This window comes from Halorubellus amylolyticus (assembly GCF_034808145.1).
In the GTDB taxonomy this organism is placed as follows: domain Archaea; phylum Halobacteriota; class Halobacteria; order Halobacteriales; family Natrialbaceae; genus Halorubellus.
In genome coordinates, this window is the sequence record NZ_JAXHGM010000009.1 from 86,094 (window position 1) to 105,206 (window position 19,113).

At 61.1% G+C, this 19,113-nt stretch carries 20 protein-coding genes; 19 read left to right on the forward strand and 1 reads right to left on the reverse strand.

Annotated elements, in window-relative coordinates; translation table 11 throughout:
- Window positions 1-6: 6 nt before the first annotated feature.
- The 19 genes from SM754_RS16905 to SM754_RS16995 all read left to right on the forward strand — a co-directional run bounded on the left by SM754_RS16905 (window position 7) and on the right by SM754_RS16995 (window position 13,641).
- Window positions 7-747 (forward strand): DUF7958 family protein, encoded by a 741-nt coding sequence (locus SM754_RS16905; RefSeq protein ID WP_323677339.1) that lies wholly within the window; start codon window positions 7-9, stop codon window positions 745-747.
- A 56-nt stretch (window positions 748-803) separates the two neighbouring features.
- The gene (locus SM754_RS16910) at window positions 804-1,286 is read left to right on the forward strand and encodes a hypothetical protein (RefSeq protein WP_323677340.1); all 483 of its coding nucleotides are present in this window, start codon (window positions 804-806) and stop codon (window positions 1,284-1,286) included.
- A gap of 34 nt (window positions 1,287-1,320) precedes the next feature.
- Complete coding sequence (locus tag SM754_RS16915; protein WP_323677341.1) at window positions 1,321-2,061, forward strand: DUF7958 family protein; 741 nt, start codon at window positions 1,321-1,323, stop codon at window positions 2,059-2,061.
- Between the two features lie 86 nt (window positions 2,062-2,147).
- Complete coding sequence (locus tag SM754_RS16920) at window positions 2,148-2,606, forward strand: hypothetical protein (protein WP_323677342.1); 459 nt, start codon at window positions 2,148-2,150, stop codon at window positions 2,604-2,606.
- Window positions 2,607-2,640: 34 nt separating this feature from the next.
- The gene (locus SM754_RS16925) at window positions 2,641-3,381 is read left to right on the forward strand and encodes a DUF7958 family protein (protein ID WP_323677343.1); all 741 of its coding nucleotides are present in this window, start codon (window positions 2,641-2,643) and stop codon (window positions 3,379-3,381) included.
- 392 nt (window positions 3,382-3,773) lie between these two features.
- A complete protein-coding gene (locus tag SM754_RS16930) occupies window positions 3,774-4,514 on the forward strand; it encodes a DUF7958 family protein (RefSeq protein WP_501993815.1) in 741 nt (246 codons plus the stop codon).
- Between the two features lie 108 nt (window positions 4,515-4,622).
- Window positions 4,623-4,838 (forward strand): hypothetical protein, encoded by a 216-nt coding sequence (locus SM754_RS16935; RefSeq protein WP_323677345.1) that lies wholly within the window; start codon window positions 4,623-4,625, stop codon window positions 4,836-4,838.
- Between the two features lie 23 nt (window positions 4,839-4,861).
- Window positions 4,862-5,311 (forward strand): hypothetical protein, encoded by a 450-nt coding sequence (locus tag SM754_RS16940; RefSeq protein ID WP_323677346.1) that lies wholly within the window; start codon window positions 4,862-4,864, stop codon window positions 5,309-5,311.
- Between the two features lie 23 nt (window positions 5,312-5,334).
- Window positions 5,335-6,075, forward strand: a complete 741-nt coding sequence (locus tag SM754_RS16945) for a DUF7958 family protein (protein ID WP_323677347.1) — start codon at window positions 5,335-5,337, stop codon at window positions 6,073-6,075.
- A 33-nt stretch (window positions 6,076-6,108) separates the two neighbouring features.
- Window positions 6,109-7,017: a hypothetical protein gene (locus tag SM754_RS16950; protein ID WP_323677348.1), complete on the forward strand. Its 909-nt coding sequence runs from the start codon at window positions 6,109-6,111 to the stop codon at window positions 7,015-7,017.
- Window positions 7,018-7,020: 3 nt separating this feature from the next.
- Entirely contained in the window at window positions 7,021-7,740 is a 720-nt protein-coding gene (locus SM754_RS16955) for a DUF7958 family protein (RefSeq protein ID WP_323677349.1), read from the forward strand.
- A gap of 252 nt (window positions 7,741-7,992) precedes the next feature.
- Window positions 7,993-8,721, forward strand: a complete 729-nt coding sequence (locus SM754_RS16960) for a DUF7958 family protein (protein ID WP_323677350.1) — start codon at window positions 7,993-7,995, stop codon at window positions 8,719-8,721.
- A complete protein-coding gene (locus SM754_RS16965) occupies window positions 8,718-9,455 on the forward strand; it encodes a DUF7958 family protein (protein ID WP_323677351.1) in 738 nt (245 codons plus the stop codon). The genes SM754_RS16960 and SM754_RS16965 overlap by 4 nt, the downstream gene beginning before the upstream one ends.
- A 95-nt stretch (window positions 9,456-9,550) precedes the next feature.
- Complete coding sequence (locus SM754_RS16970) at window positions 9,551-10,513, forward strand: hypothetical protein (RefSeq protein ID WP_323677352.1); 963 nt, start codon at window positions 9,551-9,553, stop codon at window positions 10,511-10,513.
- 2 nt (window positions 10,514-10,515) lie between these two features.
- Window positions 10,516-11,256: a DUF7958 family protein gene (locus SM754_RS16975; protein WP_323677353.1), complete on the forward strand. Its 741-nt coding sequence runs from the start codon at window positions 10,516-10,518 to the stop codon at window positions 11,254-11,256.
- A gap of 108 nt (window positions 11,257-11,364) precedes the next feature.
- On the forward strand, window positions 11,365-11,580 hold the full coding sequence (locus tag SM754_RS16980) for a hypothetical protein (RefSeq protein ID WP_323677354.1): 216 nt from the start codon (window positions 11,365-11,367) through the stop codon (window positions 11,578-11,580).
- Between the two features lie 24 nt (window positions 11,581-11,604).
- Window positions 11,605-12,066, forward strand: a complete 462-nt coding sequence (locus SM754_RS16985; RefSeq protein ID WP_323677355.1) for a hypothetical protein — start codon at window positions 11,605-11,607, stop codon at window positions 12,064-12,066.
- 37 nt (window positions 12,067-12,103) lie between these two features.
- Window positions 12,104-12,796: a DUF7958 family protein gene (locus tag SM754_RS16990; RefSeq protein WP_323677356.1), complete on the forward strand. Its 693-nt coding sequence runs from the start codon at window positions 12,104-12,106 to the stop codon at window positions 12,794-12,796.
- A gap of 26 nt (window positions 12,797-12,822) precedes the next feature.
- Window positions 12,823-13,641, forward strand: coding sequence for an ABC transporter permease (locus SM754_RS16995; protein WP_323677357.1), 819 nt, complete (start codon window positions 12,823-12,825; stop codon window positions 13,639-13,641).
- Between the two features lie 62 nt (window positions 13,642-13,703).
- Here the strand turns inward: SM754_RS16995 and SM754_RS17000 are convergent, their stop codons facing one another.
- A complete protein-coding gene (locus SM754_RS17000) occupies window positions 13,704-18,488 on the reverse strand; it encodes an InlB B-repeat-containing protein (protein ID WP_323677358.1) in 4,785 nt (1,594 codons plus the stop codon).
- Between the last annotated feature and the right edge of the window lie 625 nt (window positions 18,489-19,113).

Sequence of the window (19,113 nt, forward strand, 5' to 3'; positions counted from 1 at the left end):
ATGAATATGGACACAGAAATTGCTGACTGGGACGAGGATGGGTTGGGCGTTCGGGTCTTCGACACTAACGGAGATCTTCATGAGATCGCCTTAGATTGGGACGGGAACGTCACCAGCCATGGACAGGACGTCTACCCGAAGGATTCGACGAAGCGAACCGACGAGGAGGAGCGCCTCATGCAGCAGGTGCGGGTGCGGGCCGAATACGCCGCGCACGTACATTTCGAAGAGAAGGAAATCATCGATACTCCAACCTGGATTCCGAGCGAGCTCGAGCGGGCGATGGATATCGTGCGGACGCTCCCGACGGAGACGTTCGTCGAGCACTTCCGGGAGTATTACGATGCGGTGCGCGACCACACCGGCGAGCGCATCGACGACGACGTCCAAGGGGTCGAGCGCGTCCGCATGTACATCCATATCGACGACGACAACCGGTTCGTGGGCTCCTCTGCACCAACCGTCCGGTACAAGGATGCGAGTGGCGAGTCTCAGGCGACGAACTACGACGTCGAGGGTCACCCGACCGAGACCTCCATCCTGCTTAGCCTCCCACCGCTCGAGTTCCAGCGCGATGACTTCGAGTTCCCCGATTCCTTCCAGGCGCTGATGGTGAGTCATCTCATGTGCCAGATCCGGGACGTATATCTGAACATGGGCGAGGAACCACCCGTCGAGTACCGGGTAGAAGGCATCGGCAAACCGGTCACCCTCCACGACGGGCTCGTCAAGCGCTTCGACGAGTAACCCACTCCCCCTCGTCGGCTCTCTGAACGTGTCCCACCTGACCGATTCCACACGCCTTGAAGAACGGCAACCTGGACGACATCAGCGTGGGCATCGACGAGATTGGCGACAAGGACTTGATCGACCACGCCAAAGCCGGTGGCAAGAAAGGCGGGATCAAAGCCATCGCCAAGGGCGGGGCGGTCTTCGGCGGCGCTGCCTTGGCAGGTGGCGCCGCTGGCCTGCCGGCTATCGGCGCAGCCGCCGCGGTCGGCATGGCAGCCGGCTTCGGTGCTGGCGCCGCCAAGTCGGTCGGCATGGAACGCCTGAAAGACTGGAACCGAGACTACACGACGATGGAGGGCATCACGAACGAAGCTCCGAAAGACATCGGGAACCTCGCCGACAACATCGGCGACTTCATCGGCTCCGCTGGTGGGAATGCCGACACCGCGGAGACGACGCATGGTCCCGAGGATTATGCGGATTCGCGCGACAACAGGTTCGAGGGCGATGATGAAGTGTTAGAACCGAACGAAGAAGAACTTGAGACCGAATGAGAACATGAGCAACAACGAAGCGAATCCTCTGGGCATGGAAACGAGAATAATGGGTCACGACGAACGCGGTCTCGGTGTCGAAGTCTACGACCCCAACGGTGATCGGCACACGTTCGAACTGGATTGGGACGGCAACATCGAGAAACACGGACAGGACGTCTATCCGAAAGACCCCGCGAAGCGCACCGACGAAGAGGAGCGGCTCATGCAGCAAGTCTGTGCGCGTGCTGTCTATGCGGCGCACGTGCACTTCGAGGATAGAGAGTTGATTAGTACCCCGTCCTGGGTTCCGGCCGAGCTCGAGCGGGCGATGGATATCGTGCGGACGCTCCCGACGGAGACGTTCGTCGAGCACTTCCGGAACTACTTCGATGCGGTGCGCGACCACACCGGCGAGCGCATCGACGACGACGTCCAAGGGGTCGAGCGCGTCCGGATGTACATCCACATCGACGACGACAACCGGTTCATCGGGTCCTCCGCACCAACCGTCCGGTACAAGGATGCGAGTGGCGAGTCTCAAGCGACGAACTACGACGTCGAGGGACACCCCACCGCGACCTCCATCCTCCTTAGCCTCCCACCGCTCGAGTTCCAGCGCGACGACTTCGAGTTCCCCGATTCCTTCCAGGCGCTCATGGTCAGTCACCTCATGTGCCAGATCCGGGACGTCTACCTCAACATGGGCGAGGAACCACCCGTCGAGTACCAGGTCGAAGGCATCGGCAAACCGGTCACCCTCCACGACGGCCTCGTCTCCAGACCCGACGAGTAACCCACTCCCCCTCGTCGGCTCTCTGAACGTGTCCCACCTGACCGATTCCACACGCCTTGAAGAACGGCAACCTGGACGACATCAGCGTGGGCATCGACGAGATCGGCGACAAGGACTTGATCGACCACGCCAAAGCCGGTCTGAAGAAAGGCGGGATCAAAGCCATCGCCAAGGGCGGGGCTACCGCCCTCACCGCCGGCGGCACGGCCGTGGTAGGTGGCGCGGCGCTGCCTGCGGTTGGAGCGGCCGCACTCGTCGGCGCGGCAGCCGGCTTCGGTGCTGGCGCCGCCAAGTCGGTCGGCATGGAACGCCTGAAAGACTACAACCGAGACTACACCACGATGGAGGGCATCACGAACGAAGCCCCGAAAGACATCGGGAACCTCGCCGACAACATCGGCGACTTCATCGGCTCCGCTGGTGGGAATGCCGACACCGCGGAGACGACGCATGGTCCCGAGGATTATGCGGATTCGCGCGACAACAGGTTCGAGGGCGATGATGAAGTGTTAGAACCGAACGAAGAAGAACTTGAGACCGAATGAGAACATGAGCAACAACGAAGCGAATCCTCTGGGCATGGAAACGAGAATAATGGGTCACGACGAACGCGGTCTCGGTGTCGAAGTCTACGACCCCAACGGTGATCGGCACACGTTCGAACTGGATTGGGACGGCAACATCGAGAAACACGGACAGGACGTCTATCCGAAAGACCCCGCGAAGCGCACCGACGAAGAGGAGCGGCTCATGCAGCAAGTCTGTGCGCGTGCTAGGTTCGCTGCACACGTGCACTTCGAGGACAGAGAGATCATCGAACAACTTTCGTGGATCCCGAGCGAGCTTGAGCGCGCGATGGAGGCGGTTCGAATCCTTCCCACCGAGACGTTCGCCGAGCATTTCCGGGAGTACTACGATGCGGTGCGCGATGACAAAGGCGAGCGCATCGACGACGACGTCCAGTCGGTCGACCGCGTTCGGAAACTCATCTACCTCAACGACGACGACGAGTTCGTCGACTCCACCCCACCCAAGGTCCAGTACCGGGACACCTCCGGCGAGACCCACGTCACCAACCTGCATGCAGTCGGGCCAGAGGACGCTGACGAGTTCGTCGTCACGCTTCCACCGTTGACGTTCGAACGCGAGGAGTTCGAGTTCCCGGACTCGTTCCAGGCGCTCGTCGTCAGCAACCTCATGTGCCAGATCCGGGATATCTACCTGAACATGGGCGAGGAACCACCCGTCGAGTACCAAGTCAAGGGGATGGGCAAGACCACCACGCTCCACGAGGGACTCGTCTCCAGACCCGACGAGTAACGCACTCCCCTCGTCAACTTTCCGAACGTGTCTCACCTGACCGATTCAACTAGGCGCGGCGCTGCCTGCGGTTGGAGCGGCCGCACTCATCGGCGGTGCAGCCGGCTTCGGTGCTGGCACCGTCAAGTCAGTCGGCATGGAACGCCTGAAAGACTGGAACCGAGACTACACCACGATGGAGGGCATCACGAACGAAGCTCCCGAAAGACCTCGAAGGGACCGTCGTCGACGACGCCCTCAGCACGGTTGGCCACTCCCTCGGGGACGACGACAGCGTGGAGGCAGCGAATGAGACCGATGCCGATGTTGGAACCGGCGAAAACGAGTACTTCAATGGTGACGCGAAATCTGGGAATGCTCCCGAAGAATAACGGAAAGACGGATAAATGAATATGGAAACAGAAATTGCTGACTGGGACGAGGATGGGTTGGGCGTTCGGGTCTTCGACACTAACGGAGATCTTCATGAGATCGCCTTAGATTGGGACGGGAACGTCACCAGCCATGGACAGGACGTCTACCCGAAGGATTCGACGAAGCGAACCGACGAGGAGGAGCGGCTCATGCAACAAGTCAGCGCACGCGCGAGATACGCCGCGCACGTACACTTTGAGGGCAGAGACCTTATCGATCAACTCTCGTGGATACCGAGCGAACTCGAGCGTGCGATGGACGCGGTTCGAACTCTTCCCACGGAGACGTTCGTCGAGCATTTCCGGGAGTACTACGATGCGGTGCGCGATGACAAAGGCGAGCGGATCGACGACGACGTCGACCACGTCCAGCGTATCCGGATGGGTATCTATCTCAACGACGACGACGAGTTCGTCGACTCCACCCCGCCGAAGGTCCAGTACCGGGACACCTCCGGGGAAGTTCAAGTCACCAACCTGCATGCGGTCGGGCCCGAGGACGCTGACGAGTTCGTCGTGACGCTTCCACCGTTGACGTTCGAGCGTGATGAGTTCGAGTTCCCGGACTCGTTCCAGGCGCTCGTCGTCAGCAACCTCATGTGCCAGATCCGGGATATCTACCTGAACATGGGAGAGGAACCACTGGCCGAGTACCAGGTCAAGGGGATGGGCAAGACCACCACGCTCCACGAGGGGCTCGTCAAGCGCTTCGGCGAGTGACGGCCGTCAGCTGAAGCCCTACCTAGAGTCAGGGAGCAGCGTGGAGATGGGCTCGCCGTGCGGATTAAATCGAACTTACTATGGTGGAATAAACAGTGGTGTGTATCGATGGTGGAGTTCACGTGGGAACTGTTCGGACTGGTCGCGGTGGCGCAGGTCGTTTTGACCACACTGTACGTGACGTACTTGACGGACCGGCCAGAGGTCCCGGATATACTGGTCTCGTTGCTGTTTGTCGTCGTCGGCGCCGTCGTCGCCGTGCTCTGGAATCCGCAATGGGGGACGATCGTGATGGTCGGTGGAGCTGTCGGCAACGCGATCTAACCCCACGAAAGAAGCCCTGGGGCTTGACCAACCACGCCAAAGCGGGTGCGAAGAAAGGCGGGATCAAGTCCATCGCGAAGGGGGCGGTCGCTGGTGGCGCCATCGCGCTGGGTGCGGGTGCCGGCGGGCTGCCGGCGATCGCGGCGGCGGCGGCCGTGGGCGCAGGCAAAGGGTTCGCTGGCGGTGCGGCCGCCAGGTCGCTCAAGTCGATGGCAGTCGATCACTTCGACAAGGACATCCAGAGCTGGGAGGGCATCAAAGACAAAGGTGCGACGGGAACCGCCGAAACGGTCATCGACGACCTCGGCGACCTCGTCGACCACTCGCTCGGTGACGACGACACCGAGCAGGCAACGAAAGAGACTGGTGGAGAAAGTGGGACGGTCGAAGAGGAGTATTTCGAGGAGGATGAAAGTCTTGAGACCGATGGTAATCTCAGAGAAGGCGAAGCGTTCGAGAAAGACCACGAGTAACAGTATGAGGAAGATTACAACACATGGAGACTGAAATCGCGGGCTACGACGAGGACGGCTTAGGTGTGCGTGTTATCGATAATAACGGTGATCTGCATCAGATCACCCTCGACTGGGACGGCAATGTCACCAACCATGGCCAGGATGTGTATCCGCAGGATTCGACGAAGCGAACGGACGAGGAGGAGCGTCTCATGCAGCAGGTGCGGGTGCGTGCCGAATACGCCGCGCACGTCCACTTCGAGGACAGGGAGCTCATCGAGACGCCGAGTTGGATCCCGAGCGAGCTCGAGCGGGCGATGGATATCGTGCGGACGCTCCCGACGGAGACGTTCGTCGAGCACTTCCGGGACTACTACGATGCGGTGCGCGACCACACCGGCGAGCGCATCGACGACGACGTCCAAGGGGTCGAGCGCGTCCGGATGTACATCCACATCGACGACGACAACCGGTTCATCGGCTCTTCTCCACCCAGCGTCCAGTACAAGGACGCGAATGGCGACCCGCAGGCGACGAACTACGACGTCGAGGGACACCCGACCGCGACGTCTCTCGTCCTCAGTCTCCCACCGCTCGAGTTCGAGCGCGACGACTTCGAGTTCCCAGACTCGTTCCAGGCGCTGATGGTGAGTCATCTCATGTGCCATATCCGGGACGTCTACCTCAACATGGGCGAGGAACCACCCGTCGAGTACCGGGTCGAAGGCATCGGCAAACCGGTCACCCTCCACGACGGCCTCGTCTCCAGACCCGACGAGTAACCCATTCCCCGCCTCTCCCAACCGACGGCGATTTTGGCGGCAACGGGCGCGCTCCCGATACTCATCTGCGGTCAGGGACTGAGCGGAACGGGCCTCGGCGGCGGCGGTGGTGGTGGGAACAGTGACGGGCTGGTCGGTGGTGATTCCGGTCGACAGGGCGAACAATCTTCGGCGTCGAGTGGCGGTGAGCGGTCCGTCACGGACAACGTCGCCGACGAACTCGAGCGACAGCCTGCCGTGATGATGGCTGACGGTGGCGCCCAACAGCAACTTGAACCCGTCAGCGACAGCCCTGAGTACGCTGATCCGGACCCACCTGACCCGGACGCGTCAGACGATGACGACTCCGGGGTTTCGGTCGATATGCGGACCGGCGCCGAGTACGGTGGCGTCATCGGCACCGTCGCCGGTGGTTGGACGCCTGCTGGCACCGTCGCTGGCACCCTCATCGGCGCGGGCATCGGGAAGGCGAACGAACGCATCGGTGGGCTCGAAGGCATCAAGAGCGCAACACCCGATGCAGTGAAACCCAGTGCCGACGGCAAGATTGGTGAGGGCGTTAGCCAGGTTCGTGAGGCCGCGACCGAAGCATTGAACGACGACGCCAACGAGTACGGCAAGCATGCGAAGACGGGTGAGATCGTCGGCATGAGCGTCGGCGGTTACTTCGGTGGCGTCAAAGGCGCTGACCTGGGTGGGAAGGCTGGCAAAGCCATCGGAGGCGGACGCGCTATCGCCGGCAAATTCAAACAGGAAGGCGGCCTCGACGGCGCCAAACAGGTCGGTGAAGGATTCAAAGACGCCAGTGTCCAGCACGCCAGCGACTTCAAGACCGCCACTACCGAACGCGTCTCCAAGATCGACGACCGCCTCGGAATCAGCGACCGCATCGAGGACGTCAGCGACAACGTTCTGAGCGGCGAAGACGATGGTGACTTCTAACCTATGGAAACAGAATACCTGGGACGAAAGAAAGGCAAAGTTGGGATCAAAGTATTCGATGATAACGGGGGAACTCACAAGGTCGAGATTGGACTCGACGGTGAGCTGATTTTCCATGGCACCGACGACTACCCCCACAGGCCAGCGGACCGGAATCAGGAAGAGCGCCGAATCACGAATCAGGTCGAGGCCCGCGCTCAATACGCGGCCCAGCAAGAGTTCCCCGAGGAGGACATCCTCCCCTTCGAGTGGCATCCCGACAAACTCGAGAAGGTCGTCACTGCCATCCAACAGCACCCCGACGACGAGTTCGAGCGTGACTTCCGCGCGTTCTACGACGCCATCCAGCACCCGCCCGTCGACCGCCCTCGCGAGGAGGTCGACCTCGTCATCGTCGGCGTCCGCCTCGACGACGCACACGAGCACATCGAGCACGTCACCGAGCCGATCGTCGGCTTCCGTGAGGATGGGGAGGTCGAGATGCGCGGCCCCCACGCCGACGTCGCCTGTCATCTCACGCTGAACTCGCCGGTCTACGAGTTCGACTGGGCGTTCGGCCCCCAGTTCCGCGAGTTCCTCGCGCTCCTCGCGAAGTGCCACGTCCGCGACGCCTACCTCCACATGGGTGAGAACCCACCTGAGGAGTACATGGTCAAAGGGCACGGGAAGATACGCTTCTTCGGGATGCAACACTACGACGACGTCCGCTTCCCCGACCTCTAACCGATGCCCAGCCACTCACTCGACTCAACCGGTAACGAGGAACGCCCGGAACATGGGCGATGCCGCCACCCAGAAGTACCGCGACATCGGACACGGCGTCAAAGACCGCTTCGACTAGCTCGGCGACGGCGGAGAGACAGATGACGAAGACGGGTACGATGATGCCTTCGGCGGGGGATTCGAGGACGAAGAGTTCGAGGATGACACGGCTGATTCCGATACCGATTACGAGCGCGAACTGGAGAAGTAATCATGAAGGCAAAAATAGACGGGCACAAAGAGACGAAAATCGGCGTATCGGTTCTAGACGGGAACAAGAACACCCATCTGGTTGAAGTGGGCTTCGATGGGGAGATACTTTTCCATGGGACTGACGATTATCCGAACAAGCCCGAGAATCGCACTGAAGAGGAGCAGCGGATTATAAGTCAGGTGGATGCGCGAGCGAGGTATGCGGCCCAGATGGAGTTCCCCGACGAGGACATCCTCCCGTTCGAGTGGAATCCGGACGAACTTGAGCGCGTGGTCACCGCCATCCAGAACCACCCACAGGACGCCTTCGAGCGCGACTTTCGGGCGTTTTACGAGGCGATTCCGGACCCGCCGGTCGACCGCCCCGCGGAGAACGTCGACCTGGTGACCATCGGCATCGAGATTACCGAGGAGGACCGGATTGCCCGCGTCACCGACGAGCCCGTGATGATGGTCGACACCAACACCGGCGACCCAACGGCTCTCGGCCCGGACCCGGCGTTCGAACCCCACATTATCATGGGCGTGCCGCCACTGGCTATCGAGATGCCTATGGGGCCGGAGTTCCATGAGTTCGTGAACGTCCACGCGAAGTGCCACGTTCGCGATGCGTACCTCCACATGGGCGAGCAACCCCCCGATGAGTACATGGTCCAGGGGTACGGGAAGATGCACTTCTTCGGGATGGAGAACTACCACGACGTGCGCTTCCCGTACGACCAAGGATGACTCGCGAGGTCGACAGGGGTCCCGAACTCACGGGTGAGGTCTTGGATGAACACGACGATGGCTACGTCGTCCGGGTCACGGATGCTCGTGACGAGGAACATCGCGTGCTCGTCACCGAAGACGGCGATGTCCTCGATCACGCCAGCGACGCGCTCGACGGCGTCGACCTCGACACGCTCTCCCCGGCCGAACAGGACGTCATCCAGCAGATCCACAACCACGCCCGCTACCGCGTCCACGAGGACACCGACCAGGATTTACTCGACCCCGTCTGGCAGCCTGACTTCCTCCGGCGCGTTCGCCGCCTCATCGACTCCTGCGACGACGCGACCTTCGGCGAGTTCGAACCGTACTATCACGCGCTCCAGAACCCACCCATCGAGTTCCCCAAAGCGAACGTCCTCGTCGTCTTCCAGCCCATCACTCTCACCGCCGACCGCAGTGCCATCGCCGATGTCCAGGATCTCCGGTATCTCGTTCAGACTGACGACGGCGACACGACCTGGCGCGGCCCGAACGAGTCACACGACGTCGCTCTGCACTTGCCGACGTACCGTTTCGAGTGGCCCTTTGGCTCTGAGTTCCGGGAGTTCCTCGTCAACCACGTCGGCTGCCAGCTGAGAGACGCGTACATCGACCGCGGCCAGCAACCACCGAATGACGCCCACGTCGAGGGGTTCGGGAAGCTCACCTACGCTGGCGAACACCTAACTGGCGAACCCGACGGCCAGTAACCACCTTGGCGACGAGTCTCGTCCGGGCGTCTGGAGACCGAAAGACACCACGCCCTATCGGTCGATCCGATTAAATCGCAGTTCTCGGATGGCAGATGCTGAGCGGCACCGGCCCCGGTGGCGCCACGAGTATCGCCAAGAGCGGACTGCAGAATCCCGAAACCAGGGGCAAACGTACACTCGGCATCGGCACCGCGAGTGGTGGTAAAGACGGTGACGGGCTGGTCGGTGGTGATTCCGGTCGACAGAGCGAACAATCTTCATCGTCGAGTGGCGGTGAGCGGTCCGTCACGGACAACGTCGCCGACGAACTCGAGCGACAGCCTGCCGTGATGATGGCTGACGGTGGCGCCACCGACGATGGGCCGACGCCCGTCGACGACGGCGACGAGTACGCCGACACGGAGTCGGAGGGGTCGTACAAGATGCCGTCGGTGCGAGAGATCAGGTCCAGGCCCGGCCACGGCACCGACGAGGCGCTCGCCCCGAAGTACGACCTTGAGGACATGAGCGCCTACGAGTTCCGTCAGGAGGACCCGGAAACCCAGGTGGAGATACTCGAACACGCGGCCGAGAACGGCAACCTGGATGAGCTCAGCGGGGGCATCGACGAGATCGGCGACAAAGACTTCATGGATCACCTCAAAGCCGGTGGCAAGAAAGGCGGGATCAAAGCCATCGCCAAGGGCGGGGCGGTCTTCGGCGGCGCTGCCTTGGCAGGTGGCGCCGCTGGCCTGCCGGCTATCGGCGCAGCCGCCGCGGTCGGCATGGCAGCCGGCTTCGGTGCTGGCACCGTCAAGTCGGTCGGCATGGAACGCCTGAAAGACTGGAACCGAGACTACACCACGATGGAGGGCATCACGAACGAAGCTCCGAAAGACATCGGGAACCTCGCCGACAACATCGGCGACTTCCTCGGTTCGTCTGCCGGGGACAAAGACATCGAGCGTACGACGTCTGAGACCGGTGATGAAAGTCAGTTCGACGAGGAGGAGTACTTCAGCGGAGACAGCCAACCTGACGACGAATTTGAAAACGAACAAGAAATGGAGAAATAACGATGGAAACAGAGATAGCTGGCTGGGATGATGAGGGATTAGGTGTCGAAGTCATCGACAACAACGGCGATCGGCATCAGATTTCCTTGGATTGGGACGGCAACGTCACCAATCATGCCCAAGAAACCTACCCCCGTGACTCGACGAAGCGCACGGACGAACAGGAACGCCTCATGCAACAGGTCCGCGTCCGCGCCGAATATGCCGCGCACAATCACTTCGAAGACAAAGGCATCATCGAAGACCCATCGTGGTTGCCCGCCGAGATCGAGCGCGCGATGAATGCGGTCCGCACCCTGCCGACCGACACGTTCGTCGAGCACTTCCGGGACTACTACGATGCGGTGCGCGACCACAAAGGCGAGCGCATCGACGACGACGTCCAGTCGGTCGACCGTGTTCGGAAACTCATCTATCTCAATGACGACGACGAGTTCGTCGACTCCACCCCACCCAAGGTCCAGTATCGGGACACCGCTGGCGAGACGCACGTCACCAACCTGCATGCAGTGGGGCCCGAGGACGCCGACGGATTCGTTGTGACGCTCCCGCCGTTGACGTTCGAGCGTGATGAGTTCGAGTTCCCGGACTCGTTCCAGGCGCTCGTCGTCAGCAACCTCATGTGCCAGATCCGGGATATCTACCTGAATATGGGCGAGGAACCACCGGCCGAGTATCAGGTCAAGGGGATGGGCAAGACCACCACGCTCCACGAGGGGCTCGTCAAGCGCTTCGACGAGTGACGGCCGTCAGGTGAGCCCCTTACCAGCGGCAGAGAGCAGCGGTGCGATAGGTTCGCCGCGCATATTATATCGAACGTGTTATGGTGGAATAAACAGTAGTGTGTATCGATGGTGGAGTTCACGTGGGAACTGTTCGGACTGGTCGCGGTGGCGCAGGTCGTTGCGACCACACTGTACGTGACGTACTTGACCGACAGGCCGGAGGTCCCGGAGATGCTGGTTTCGCTGCTATTGGTCGTCGTCGGCGCCATCGTCGGCGTGCTCTGGAATCCGCAATGGGGGACGATCGTGATGGTCGCTGGAGCTGTCGCCGACCCGATCTGACCCCACCGAAAGAAGCCTTGAGGCTTGACCAACCACGTCAAAGCTGGTGCGAAGAAAGGCGGGATCAAAGACGTCGCCAAGGGCGGGGCTGCAGCGGTCGGTGCCGGCGGCGCGGCGGTGTTAGGTGGCGCGGCTCTGACTGCGGTTGGAGCGGCCGCACTCGTCGGCATGGCAGCCGGTTTCGGTGCTGGCGCCGCCAAGTCGGTCGGCATGGAACGCCTGAAAGACTGGAACCGAGACTACACCACGATGGAGGGCATCACGAACGAAGCCCCGAAAGACATCGGGAACATCGCCGACAACATCGGCGACTTCGTCACTCCCTCTGGCGGCGACGAAGACATCGAGAAGGCGACGAAGGATACCAGCTCGGAAGGTGGAGACAGCGATGGGGAATTCGAGTCCGAGGAAGTAGCGTTCGATGATGAAACTGAAACTGAGGAGAATCTGAACGATGTCGAAAAGAAAACTGAATATGAAAACTAAGATCCTGGGTATCAAAAACGACCTGATTGGCGTTGCGGTGCAGGACCCAAACGGCGATAAGCATACCGTCGAGCTGGATACAGACGGGAACGTCGACTTCCACGGCCAGGACGTCTATCCGCAGGACTCGGCCAAACGAACGGACGAGGAGGAGCGGCTCATGCAGCAGGTTCGGGTGCGCGCGGAATACGCTGCGCACTATCACTTCGAAGACAAAGACATAATCGAGGACCCATCGTGGCTGCCCGCCGAACTCGAGCGTGCGATGGACGGGGTCCGCACCCTTCCCACGGAGACGTTCGTCGAGCACTTCCGGGACTACTACGATGCGGTGCGCGACCACAAAGGCGAGCGCATCGACGACGACGTCCAGTCGGTCGACCGCGTGCGGAAACTCATATACCTCAACGACGACGACGAGTTCGTCGACTCCACCCCACCCAAGGTCCAGTACCGAGACACCTCCGGCGAGACGCACGTCACCAACCTCCACGCCGTCGGGCCAGACGACGCCGACAAGTTCGTCGTCACCCTCCCGCCGTTGACGTTCGAGCGTGATGAGTTCGAGTTCCCGGACTCGTTCCAGGCGCTCGTCGTCAGCAACCTCATGTGCCAGATCCGGGATATCTACCTGAACATGGGCGAGGAACCACCCGTCGAGTACCAGGTCAAGGGGATGGGCAAGACCACCACGCTCCACGAGGGGCTCGTCAAGCGCTTCGACGAGTAACCCGAGGCACCCTTGCCCTTCTGAACGTGCCACATCGGATCAATCGAATTTGGCGCGGCGCTGCCTGCGGTTGGAGCGGCCGCACTCATCGGCGGTGCAGCCGGCTTCGGTGCTGGCGCTGCCAAGTCGATGAGGATGGAACGACTGAAAGACTGGAACCGAGACTACACTACGATGGAGGGCATCACGAACGAAGCCCCGAAAGACATCGGGACCGGGTTGCGGTCGTCTCCGCGACACTCATCGTCCCAACCGGCATCGGCCTGCTGGCAGCGTACGCCGGCGGGCGAGTCGACGAGGTCCTGATGCGCGCCGCCGGCGTTTCCCAGACCGTGCCCGCCATCATCGTCTACCTCCTGTTCTCGTGGTGGAACGCCGAATACCGATTGCTCGTGTTGATACTCGTCTTCGGCGCGACGAACTGGGGCGGGCTCGCCCGCCTCGTCCGCAACGAAGCGCTCCAGTCACGCGACTGCCCATTCGTGAAGGCGGCCCGAGCGACCGGCGCCAGCAACCTGGACGTCATGCGTCAGCATCTCCTCCCGAACATCGCACAGCCCGTGCTCACGAACGTCACCCTCCAGATTCCGCTACTCGTCATGACTGAGGCCGCGCTCTCGTTCATCGTGCTCCGCTCGCCGTTCGACGGCGAGATGGTCACACTCGGGGACCCGACGGTGGTGTCGTGGGGCCAGACCATCAGCCTCGGCACCGCGAAAGGCGGCATGGCACCGGAGTGGTGGGTCGCCGCTATCCCCGGCGCGCTGCTCGTGGGCACGATGCTCACGTTCGCCCTCCTCGGCCGGACCCTCGGCGAAGCCGTCACCCCACAGACAGACAACTGACCGGACGTCAGTCCCGAAACAGACGAGGTTCAGCATGCCCCACCCAGAGATTATTCACTCCCTTATCGAGGAACTACGGTGCCATTCGTCGTTGCGAGTAGCGAACGCGACCGGAGCGATGGGAACAGTACGCCCCGATCAACTACTGCCGGCCGGGTAAGACGATTCACTGCAGCATGCCCAATGCCTCGTTCGTCGACGGTACGAAGGACTATACGGCCCTTCGAGTCGTAGCCGTCGAAGAAATCGGACTTCTCAATGAGGCCGTCAATATCTTCAAACTGCGAGGTCGTGTACGGCAGGCTCGCACCGAAGCCAACCCGTCCAGGACCCTCTGACTCGACCCACCACCGGTCCTCACCCTTAGACAGGGTCGAGTCGCCGGACCAACGGGAGGGTCCAACGATAACGGAGCCGACGCCGTCATCGTGCTGGAATGCCCTCGCGTCTAACCCCTTCGCTATCTCGTAATCGCCGGTTTTCGCATCTTGCAGGGTCGTGAGAAGCTGCGAGTTCTTCGTCTTCACCGCGTCGTCCGGCCCAGGACCTCCGAAGTACTTGTTACTCGCAGCAGTCGATTGGCCATGGGTGACCTCGTAGACCTTCGTGACGCGCAACTCAGTTCCGGTTCCCGCTTCCGTGACTTCCACTTGCACGACGTCAAGTTCGCCCGCCTGATTGCCTTCGGGACCGACGCGGACGCTGTGTAGGAGGTACGTCCCTGGTTCGTCCCGAGGGATGTCGTCGGCGGACTTGACGAGCTTCGCACCGGTCATCGCAGCGACCCGCCTCAGATATATAGCCTCGGCTACATCACCGATTTTCTTTGGCGTGTAGCCAGTTCGCTCCCGGACGTAGGAGATGGAATCCAAGACGTGCCCCATATCTCCCCAGTCGAGACTATTGCGAGCCACAAACGCGGTCGCTCGGGTTTTGAATCTCTGGATTCGATCCATCGAGTATCCGTCTCCATATAGCCGGAGGTAGATGCCCGAGAGCCGCTCATTTGCATCGATGCGACCGACGATTGAACTCTTCCCGAGCTTGGTCCCCTGCTTGACCTTGGTGGCAACCTTCCCGCTCCCCTTCCCAGCGGCAACCATGATGGCGATTCGAGAGCCGACGTAGTACTGTACCCAGGCCGCCCGATATTCCTCAAACTCCTCGGTGCCGACTTTGTACGGGCTCTGAGCTCGAATCTCGTCGCGCTTCTCTTTGACCGCGCGCTCCATTGCCTTCGTCACGAGTTCCGGGTGCTCTGCCGCGACAGCGACAGCGCGCTTGGTGTTCCCGGCAGTTTCAACAACGAACCCGACCGGGGAGTCTGCGAACTGCTTCGCCGCATCAACGGTCCCGAGTGCTTCTTCTTTGGTTTTCACGCCGGCAGCGGAGACACCGTCGAGGATGCCCTCTCGGCGGGCCGCTTGCTCGTCAGCGTCTATCATGTTCCGACGCCGTTCCTTAATATATACCCATGCCGCGGGGCCCATGTATCCGAATGATGCTAAGTGCTGGAAGTACGCCGCCTCTCGCTGAACGATGCTTTCGCAGCCCTCGGACAGCGTCCAACACTGTGTGTCAATCGCTGCTACCAGTCGTTTGTTGGCGGAAATGAAGCGTTCCCGAACCGATGGGTCCTCAATCTTCGACAGACGAACACTCATCGTATCGAGACGCTTCCCGCTCGCGTCCGACATGTGGACGTCCACGGTCGTACTGTCTTCAGTGCCGGTCAGTCGAACCGGAATCTTCACTAGGCCGATCGCGTTCCCCGGCACCTTTATCTCACGAGTACTGACGCGTGGGAACGAGAGCTCGGTGTCGTCCGCGAGCCCGACGCTGTACGTCTGTGTCGACGGGTCGGGATTCTGAATCCGGACGTAAGCCCAGACCACCTGATTCTCGCGATACTTCTCAGGGAGTGAGGTGTGTACTATCCGCCCACTGGTTGCTGTCTGCTCCTCGACGTCAGTCGTGAACGAAAGCTCCCGCGTGGTCTTGCGGTCGGTATCCGTCTCCACGACAACTCGGACCTCGTAGTCCGTATCGGGCTCCAACCCATCCAGTTCCCAATCAACCACCCCGGGTTCGGCAAAAGTGTCTGCACGAGTCCGGTCCCACGTGCTTGCACCGAGTTCCCGGTACTCGACGTACACATCAGCCTGACTCGCCGAACCCAAGTCACTGAGCTCCCCCGTGACTGTCGCTTGCTGTGGCCCAACGACTGCCACGTCCTCTGCCTTGACCGCGATAGTGCTATCGGCCTCCTCGATGACGAACGGCCACGAGTGCGAGGTGGATGCGTCCCCATCACTCACCACGACCTCGATTCGGTATTCACCGGGTTGGTCCCAGCTGAACTCAGCCTCTGAACCCAGGTCATCGAACGTCTCAACGCGGTCGCCGTCCTCCCACCAGATCCAGGTGTACGTCAGGTCGTCGCCGTCCGGGTCGGTCGCGGTCACGGCGAGCTCATCGGAGGTCTCGCCAGGGGCTGTCACAACCTCGCCGTCCGGGTCGGCACGCGTGATCTCTGGCACCTGATTCTCGCTAGCTTCGAAGGTGGCGGTCATCGACCGACCCTCGTCCATCGTCACCTCAATGGTCTGCTCGTCCTCCTGCGACCAGGAAACGTCGCCTTCCCATCTGGAGAACGTATATCCGTCCTCGGGATTTGCAGTCAGTTCGACCGTCTGGCCGTCCGCGTACGCTTGCTCGAATTCGCTGGTCGTCACGCCAGGCGGCGTGACTTCGACGACCCCACCATTGGCCGCATCGACCGCAAGCGTGTACTCCGTGGTTTGCTCTTCGATGATGAACGGCCACGAGTGACTGGTGGTGGCCTTCCCGTCACTCACGACAACCTCAATCCGGTAGTCGCCAGGCTGGTCCCAGTGGAACTCCGCATCTGGCCCGAGGTCATCGAACGTCTCAACGCGGTTGCCGTCCTCCCACCAAATCCACGTGTACGTGAGGTCGTCGCCATCCGGGTCACTCGCCGTCACCGAGAACGAATCGGCGATCTCACCAGGCGCCGTCACAACCTCCCCATCCGGTTCAGCACGCGTGATTTCCGGTGCACTATTCGTTTCCGCTTCGAACGTGGCGGTCACCGACTGGGCGTCGTCCATCGTCACCTCGATAGTCTGTTCGTCCTCTTGGGACCACGAGACGTCACCCTCCCAACCAGCGAAGGTATAGCCGTCGTCCCGTTCGGCCGTCAGTTCGACCACCTCGCCGTCGGGATACGATTGCTCGAGGTCACTCGTCGTCACTCCCGGCGGGTCAATACTGACTTCACCACCAGCGGTTGCATCCACCGCCAGTTCGTACTCCGTGGTCTCTTCTTCGATGACGAACGGCCACGAGTGAGAGGTGGATGCGTCTCCATCACTCACCACGACCTCGATCCGGTAGTCACCGGGCTGGTCCCAGCTGAACTCAGCCTCTGAACCCAGGTCATCGAACGTCTCAACGCGGTCGCCGTCCTCCCACCAAATCCACGTGTACGTCAGGTCGTCGCCGTCCGGGTCGGTCGCAGTCACCGAAAACTCATCTGATACCTCGCCGGGGACCGTCGTCACCTCCCCGTTCGGATCGACACGCGATATCTCCGGGGCGTGGTTTTCCTCGCGCTCAAACGTGGCGGTCACCGACCGGGCCTCGTCCATCGTCACCTCGATAGTCTGTTCGTCCGCCTGGGACCACGAGACGTCGCCTTCCCACTCGGAGAACGTATATCCATTGTCCGGTTCGGCCGTCAGTTCGACCACCTCGCCGTCGGCATACGTCTGGTCGAAATCGGTCGTCGTCACCCCCGGCGGGTCAACACCGACTTCACCACCATCGGTCGCATCCACCGTCAGGTCGTACTCCGTGGTCTCTTCTTCGATGACGAACGGCCACGAATGGCTCGTGGTGGCCTCACCGTCGCTCACGACGACCTCAATCCGGTATTCACCGGGCTGGTCCCAGTAGAACGTGGCGTCGGAGCCGAGGTCGTCGAACGTCTCAACGCGGTCGCCGTCGTCCCACCAGAGCCACGTGTACGTCAGGTCGTCACCATCAGGGTCCGAGGCATCGATTTCGAACGTATCAGACTCTTCGCCCGGGGCTGTCGTGACCGCACCATCGGGCATGGCCTCGTCGATGGTCGGCGCCTGATTCTGCTCGGATTCGTCGGTCACCTCGACGGTGATCTCCCGCACGTCATACCCCTGCTGGTCGACAGCATCCCCGTATTGGGGGGCCGTGTATTTGACATCGGTATCGGCCGGGTCGGTGAGCGTGGTGCGAACGTAGAACGTGTACGTCCCGGACTCGGTCGGCGTCACCTCAACGGTCATCTGTTCTCGGTTCCCAGCGCCCCACGTTCCCCCGCTGCCGACGCTGCTTTCCACCAAGGTGGCCGTCGCCTCCGTGCTCTCACCACCCTTCGTGTAGATCGCCTCCCCAGGTTCGATGAAGGCATCGTACGGAAGCGTCGACGAGACACCCGTAATCTCTCGTGCCCGACTCGACGAACCGAGCGTCGGACTCGACAAGCTAATCGTCGAATACTCACCCGCATCTCCGCCATCATTCTCGGCAACCACCGTGATGTCGAACGATTCGCCAACTGTGGCTTCACGGGGGGAATTCACGCTCAGTGACGGCGCAGGCGCTGCCTTTATTGCCGTCGAGTTCGCCGTGGATGCTGTCGACTCGCCCCCAAGCATCGTGTTTTCGAGAGTAATCGACTCTGACTGTGGGGTGCCGGCGACTGCTATTGTATTCGCCACTGGCGTCGTGACCAAGCACACCAATAGAACAATGGTAACTGCTGGCCGGACGAATCTACTAGTCATTACAAACCTAGAACGAGTAGCAGTTCAAAAAACTACACCTTGGCCGCTATCGCTCGTATCCACTCACTCACCAAGGCCAGATCAGACCAACCGGCGATATCGCTGACCCGATTCCAACAAACACAACGTCGAACTTGCTTCACGCAACGATATCACCAGACTAGCCCCACCAACGCCACCCATCTTTCGAACCGCTGCCAATACAACACCTCGGTCTGAAGACCGCCAGAAATTCTACGAGACACACCTCTATAGGCAAGGACTTCATCGGAGCTTCCTTCTGGCAGGTCGTCATCTTGACCGCGAGGCCGTCGCCGGAACCCTTCGACGTACCTGCCATCCACGTTAGTATATACTACTAACGCAAGCGACCATGCAGCCACCACTCCTCCACTCCCTCCCGCCCACACCAACTCGCTCCAAGCGGGCCCCACCCAGCTTCGACCCACTCCATGAGCCGTCTCAAGCCGACGCCACACTCCGCCGGTGCCGTCCGAACCACGCCTTGACATATGGAATTCGTCGAAATCCGGAACGTGGCGGTCGAAGATGTCGACGACCCATCTCTCGCACGCGTGGAGGATTTGTGCGGTCGGGGGACTGAAGTTCGGTTGCGTCCGGCAAC

What these genes read in the sequence shown, in the direction of transcription:
- SM754_RS16905 (WP_323677339.1), top strand. Translation starts at nt 7, where the DNA reads ATGGACACAGAAATTGCTGACTGGGACGAGGATGGGTTGGGCGTTCGG.
- SM754_RS16915 (WP_323677341.1), top strand. Translation starts at nt 1,321, where the DNA reads ATGGAAACGAGAATAATGGGTCACGACGAACGCGGTCTCGGTGTCGAA.
- SM754_RS16925 (WP_323677343.1), top strand. Translation starts at nt 2,641, where the DNA reads ATGGAAACGAGAATAATGGGTCACGACGAACGCGGTCTCGGTGTCGAA.
- SM754_RS16930 (WP_501993815.1), top strand. Translation starts at nt 3,774, where the DNA reads ATGGAAACAGAAATTGCTGACTGGGACGAGGATGGGTTGGGCGTTCGG.
- SM754_RS16935 (WP_323677345.1), top strand. Translation starts at nt 4,623, where the DNA reads ATGGTGGAGTTCACGTGGGAACTGTTCGGACTGGTCGCGGTGGCGCAG.
- SM754_RS16945 (WP_323677347.1), top strand. Translation starts at nt 5,335, where the DNA reads ATGGAGACTGAAATCGCGGGCTACGACGAGGACGGCTTAGGTGTGCGT.
- SM754_RS16955 (WP_323677349.1), top strand. Translation starts at nt 7,021, where the DNA reads ATGGAAACAGAATACCTGGGACGAAAGAAAGGCAAAGTTGGGATCAAA.
- SM754_RS16960 (WP_323677350.1), top strand. Translation starts at nt 7,993, where the DNA reads ATGAAGGCAAAAATAGACGGGCACAAAGAGACGAAAATCGGCGTATCG.
- SM754_RS16965 (WP_323677351.1), top strand. Translation starts at nt 8,718, where the DNA reads ATGACTCGCGAGGTCGACAGGGGTCCCGAACTCACGGGTGAGGTCTTG.
- SM754_RS16970 (WP_323677352.1), top strand. Translation starts at nt 9,551, where the DNA reads ATGCTGAGCGGCACCGGCCCCGGTGGCGCCACGAGTATCGCCAAGAGC.
- SM754_RS16975 (WP_323677353.1), top strand. Translation starts at nt 10,516, where the DNA reads ATGGAAACAGAGATAGCTGGCTGGGATGATGAGGGATTAGGTGTCGAA.
- SM754_RS16980 (WP_323677354.1), top strand. Translation starts at nt 11,365, where the DNA reads ATGGTGGAGTTCACGTGGGAACTGTTCGGACTGGTCGCGGTGGCGCAG.
- SM754_RS17000 (WP_323677358.1), bottom strand. Translation starts at nt 18,488, where the DNA reads ATGACTAGTAGATTCGTCCGGCCAGCAGTTACCATTGTTCTATTGGTG.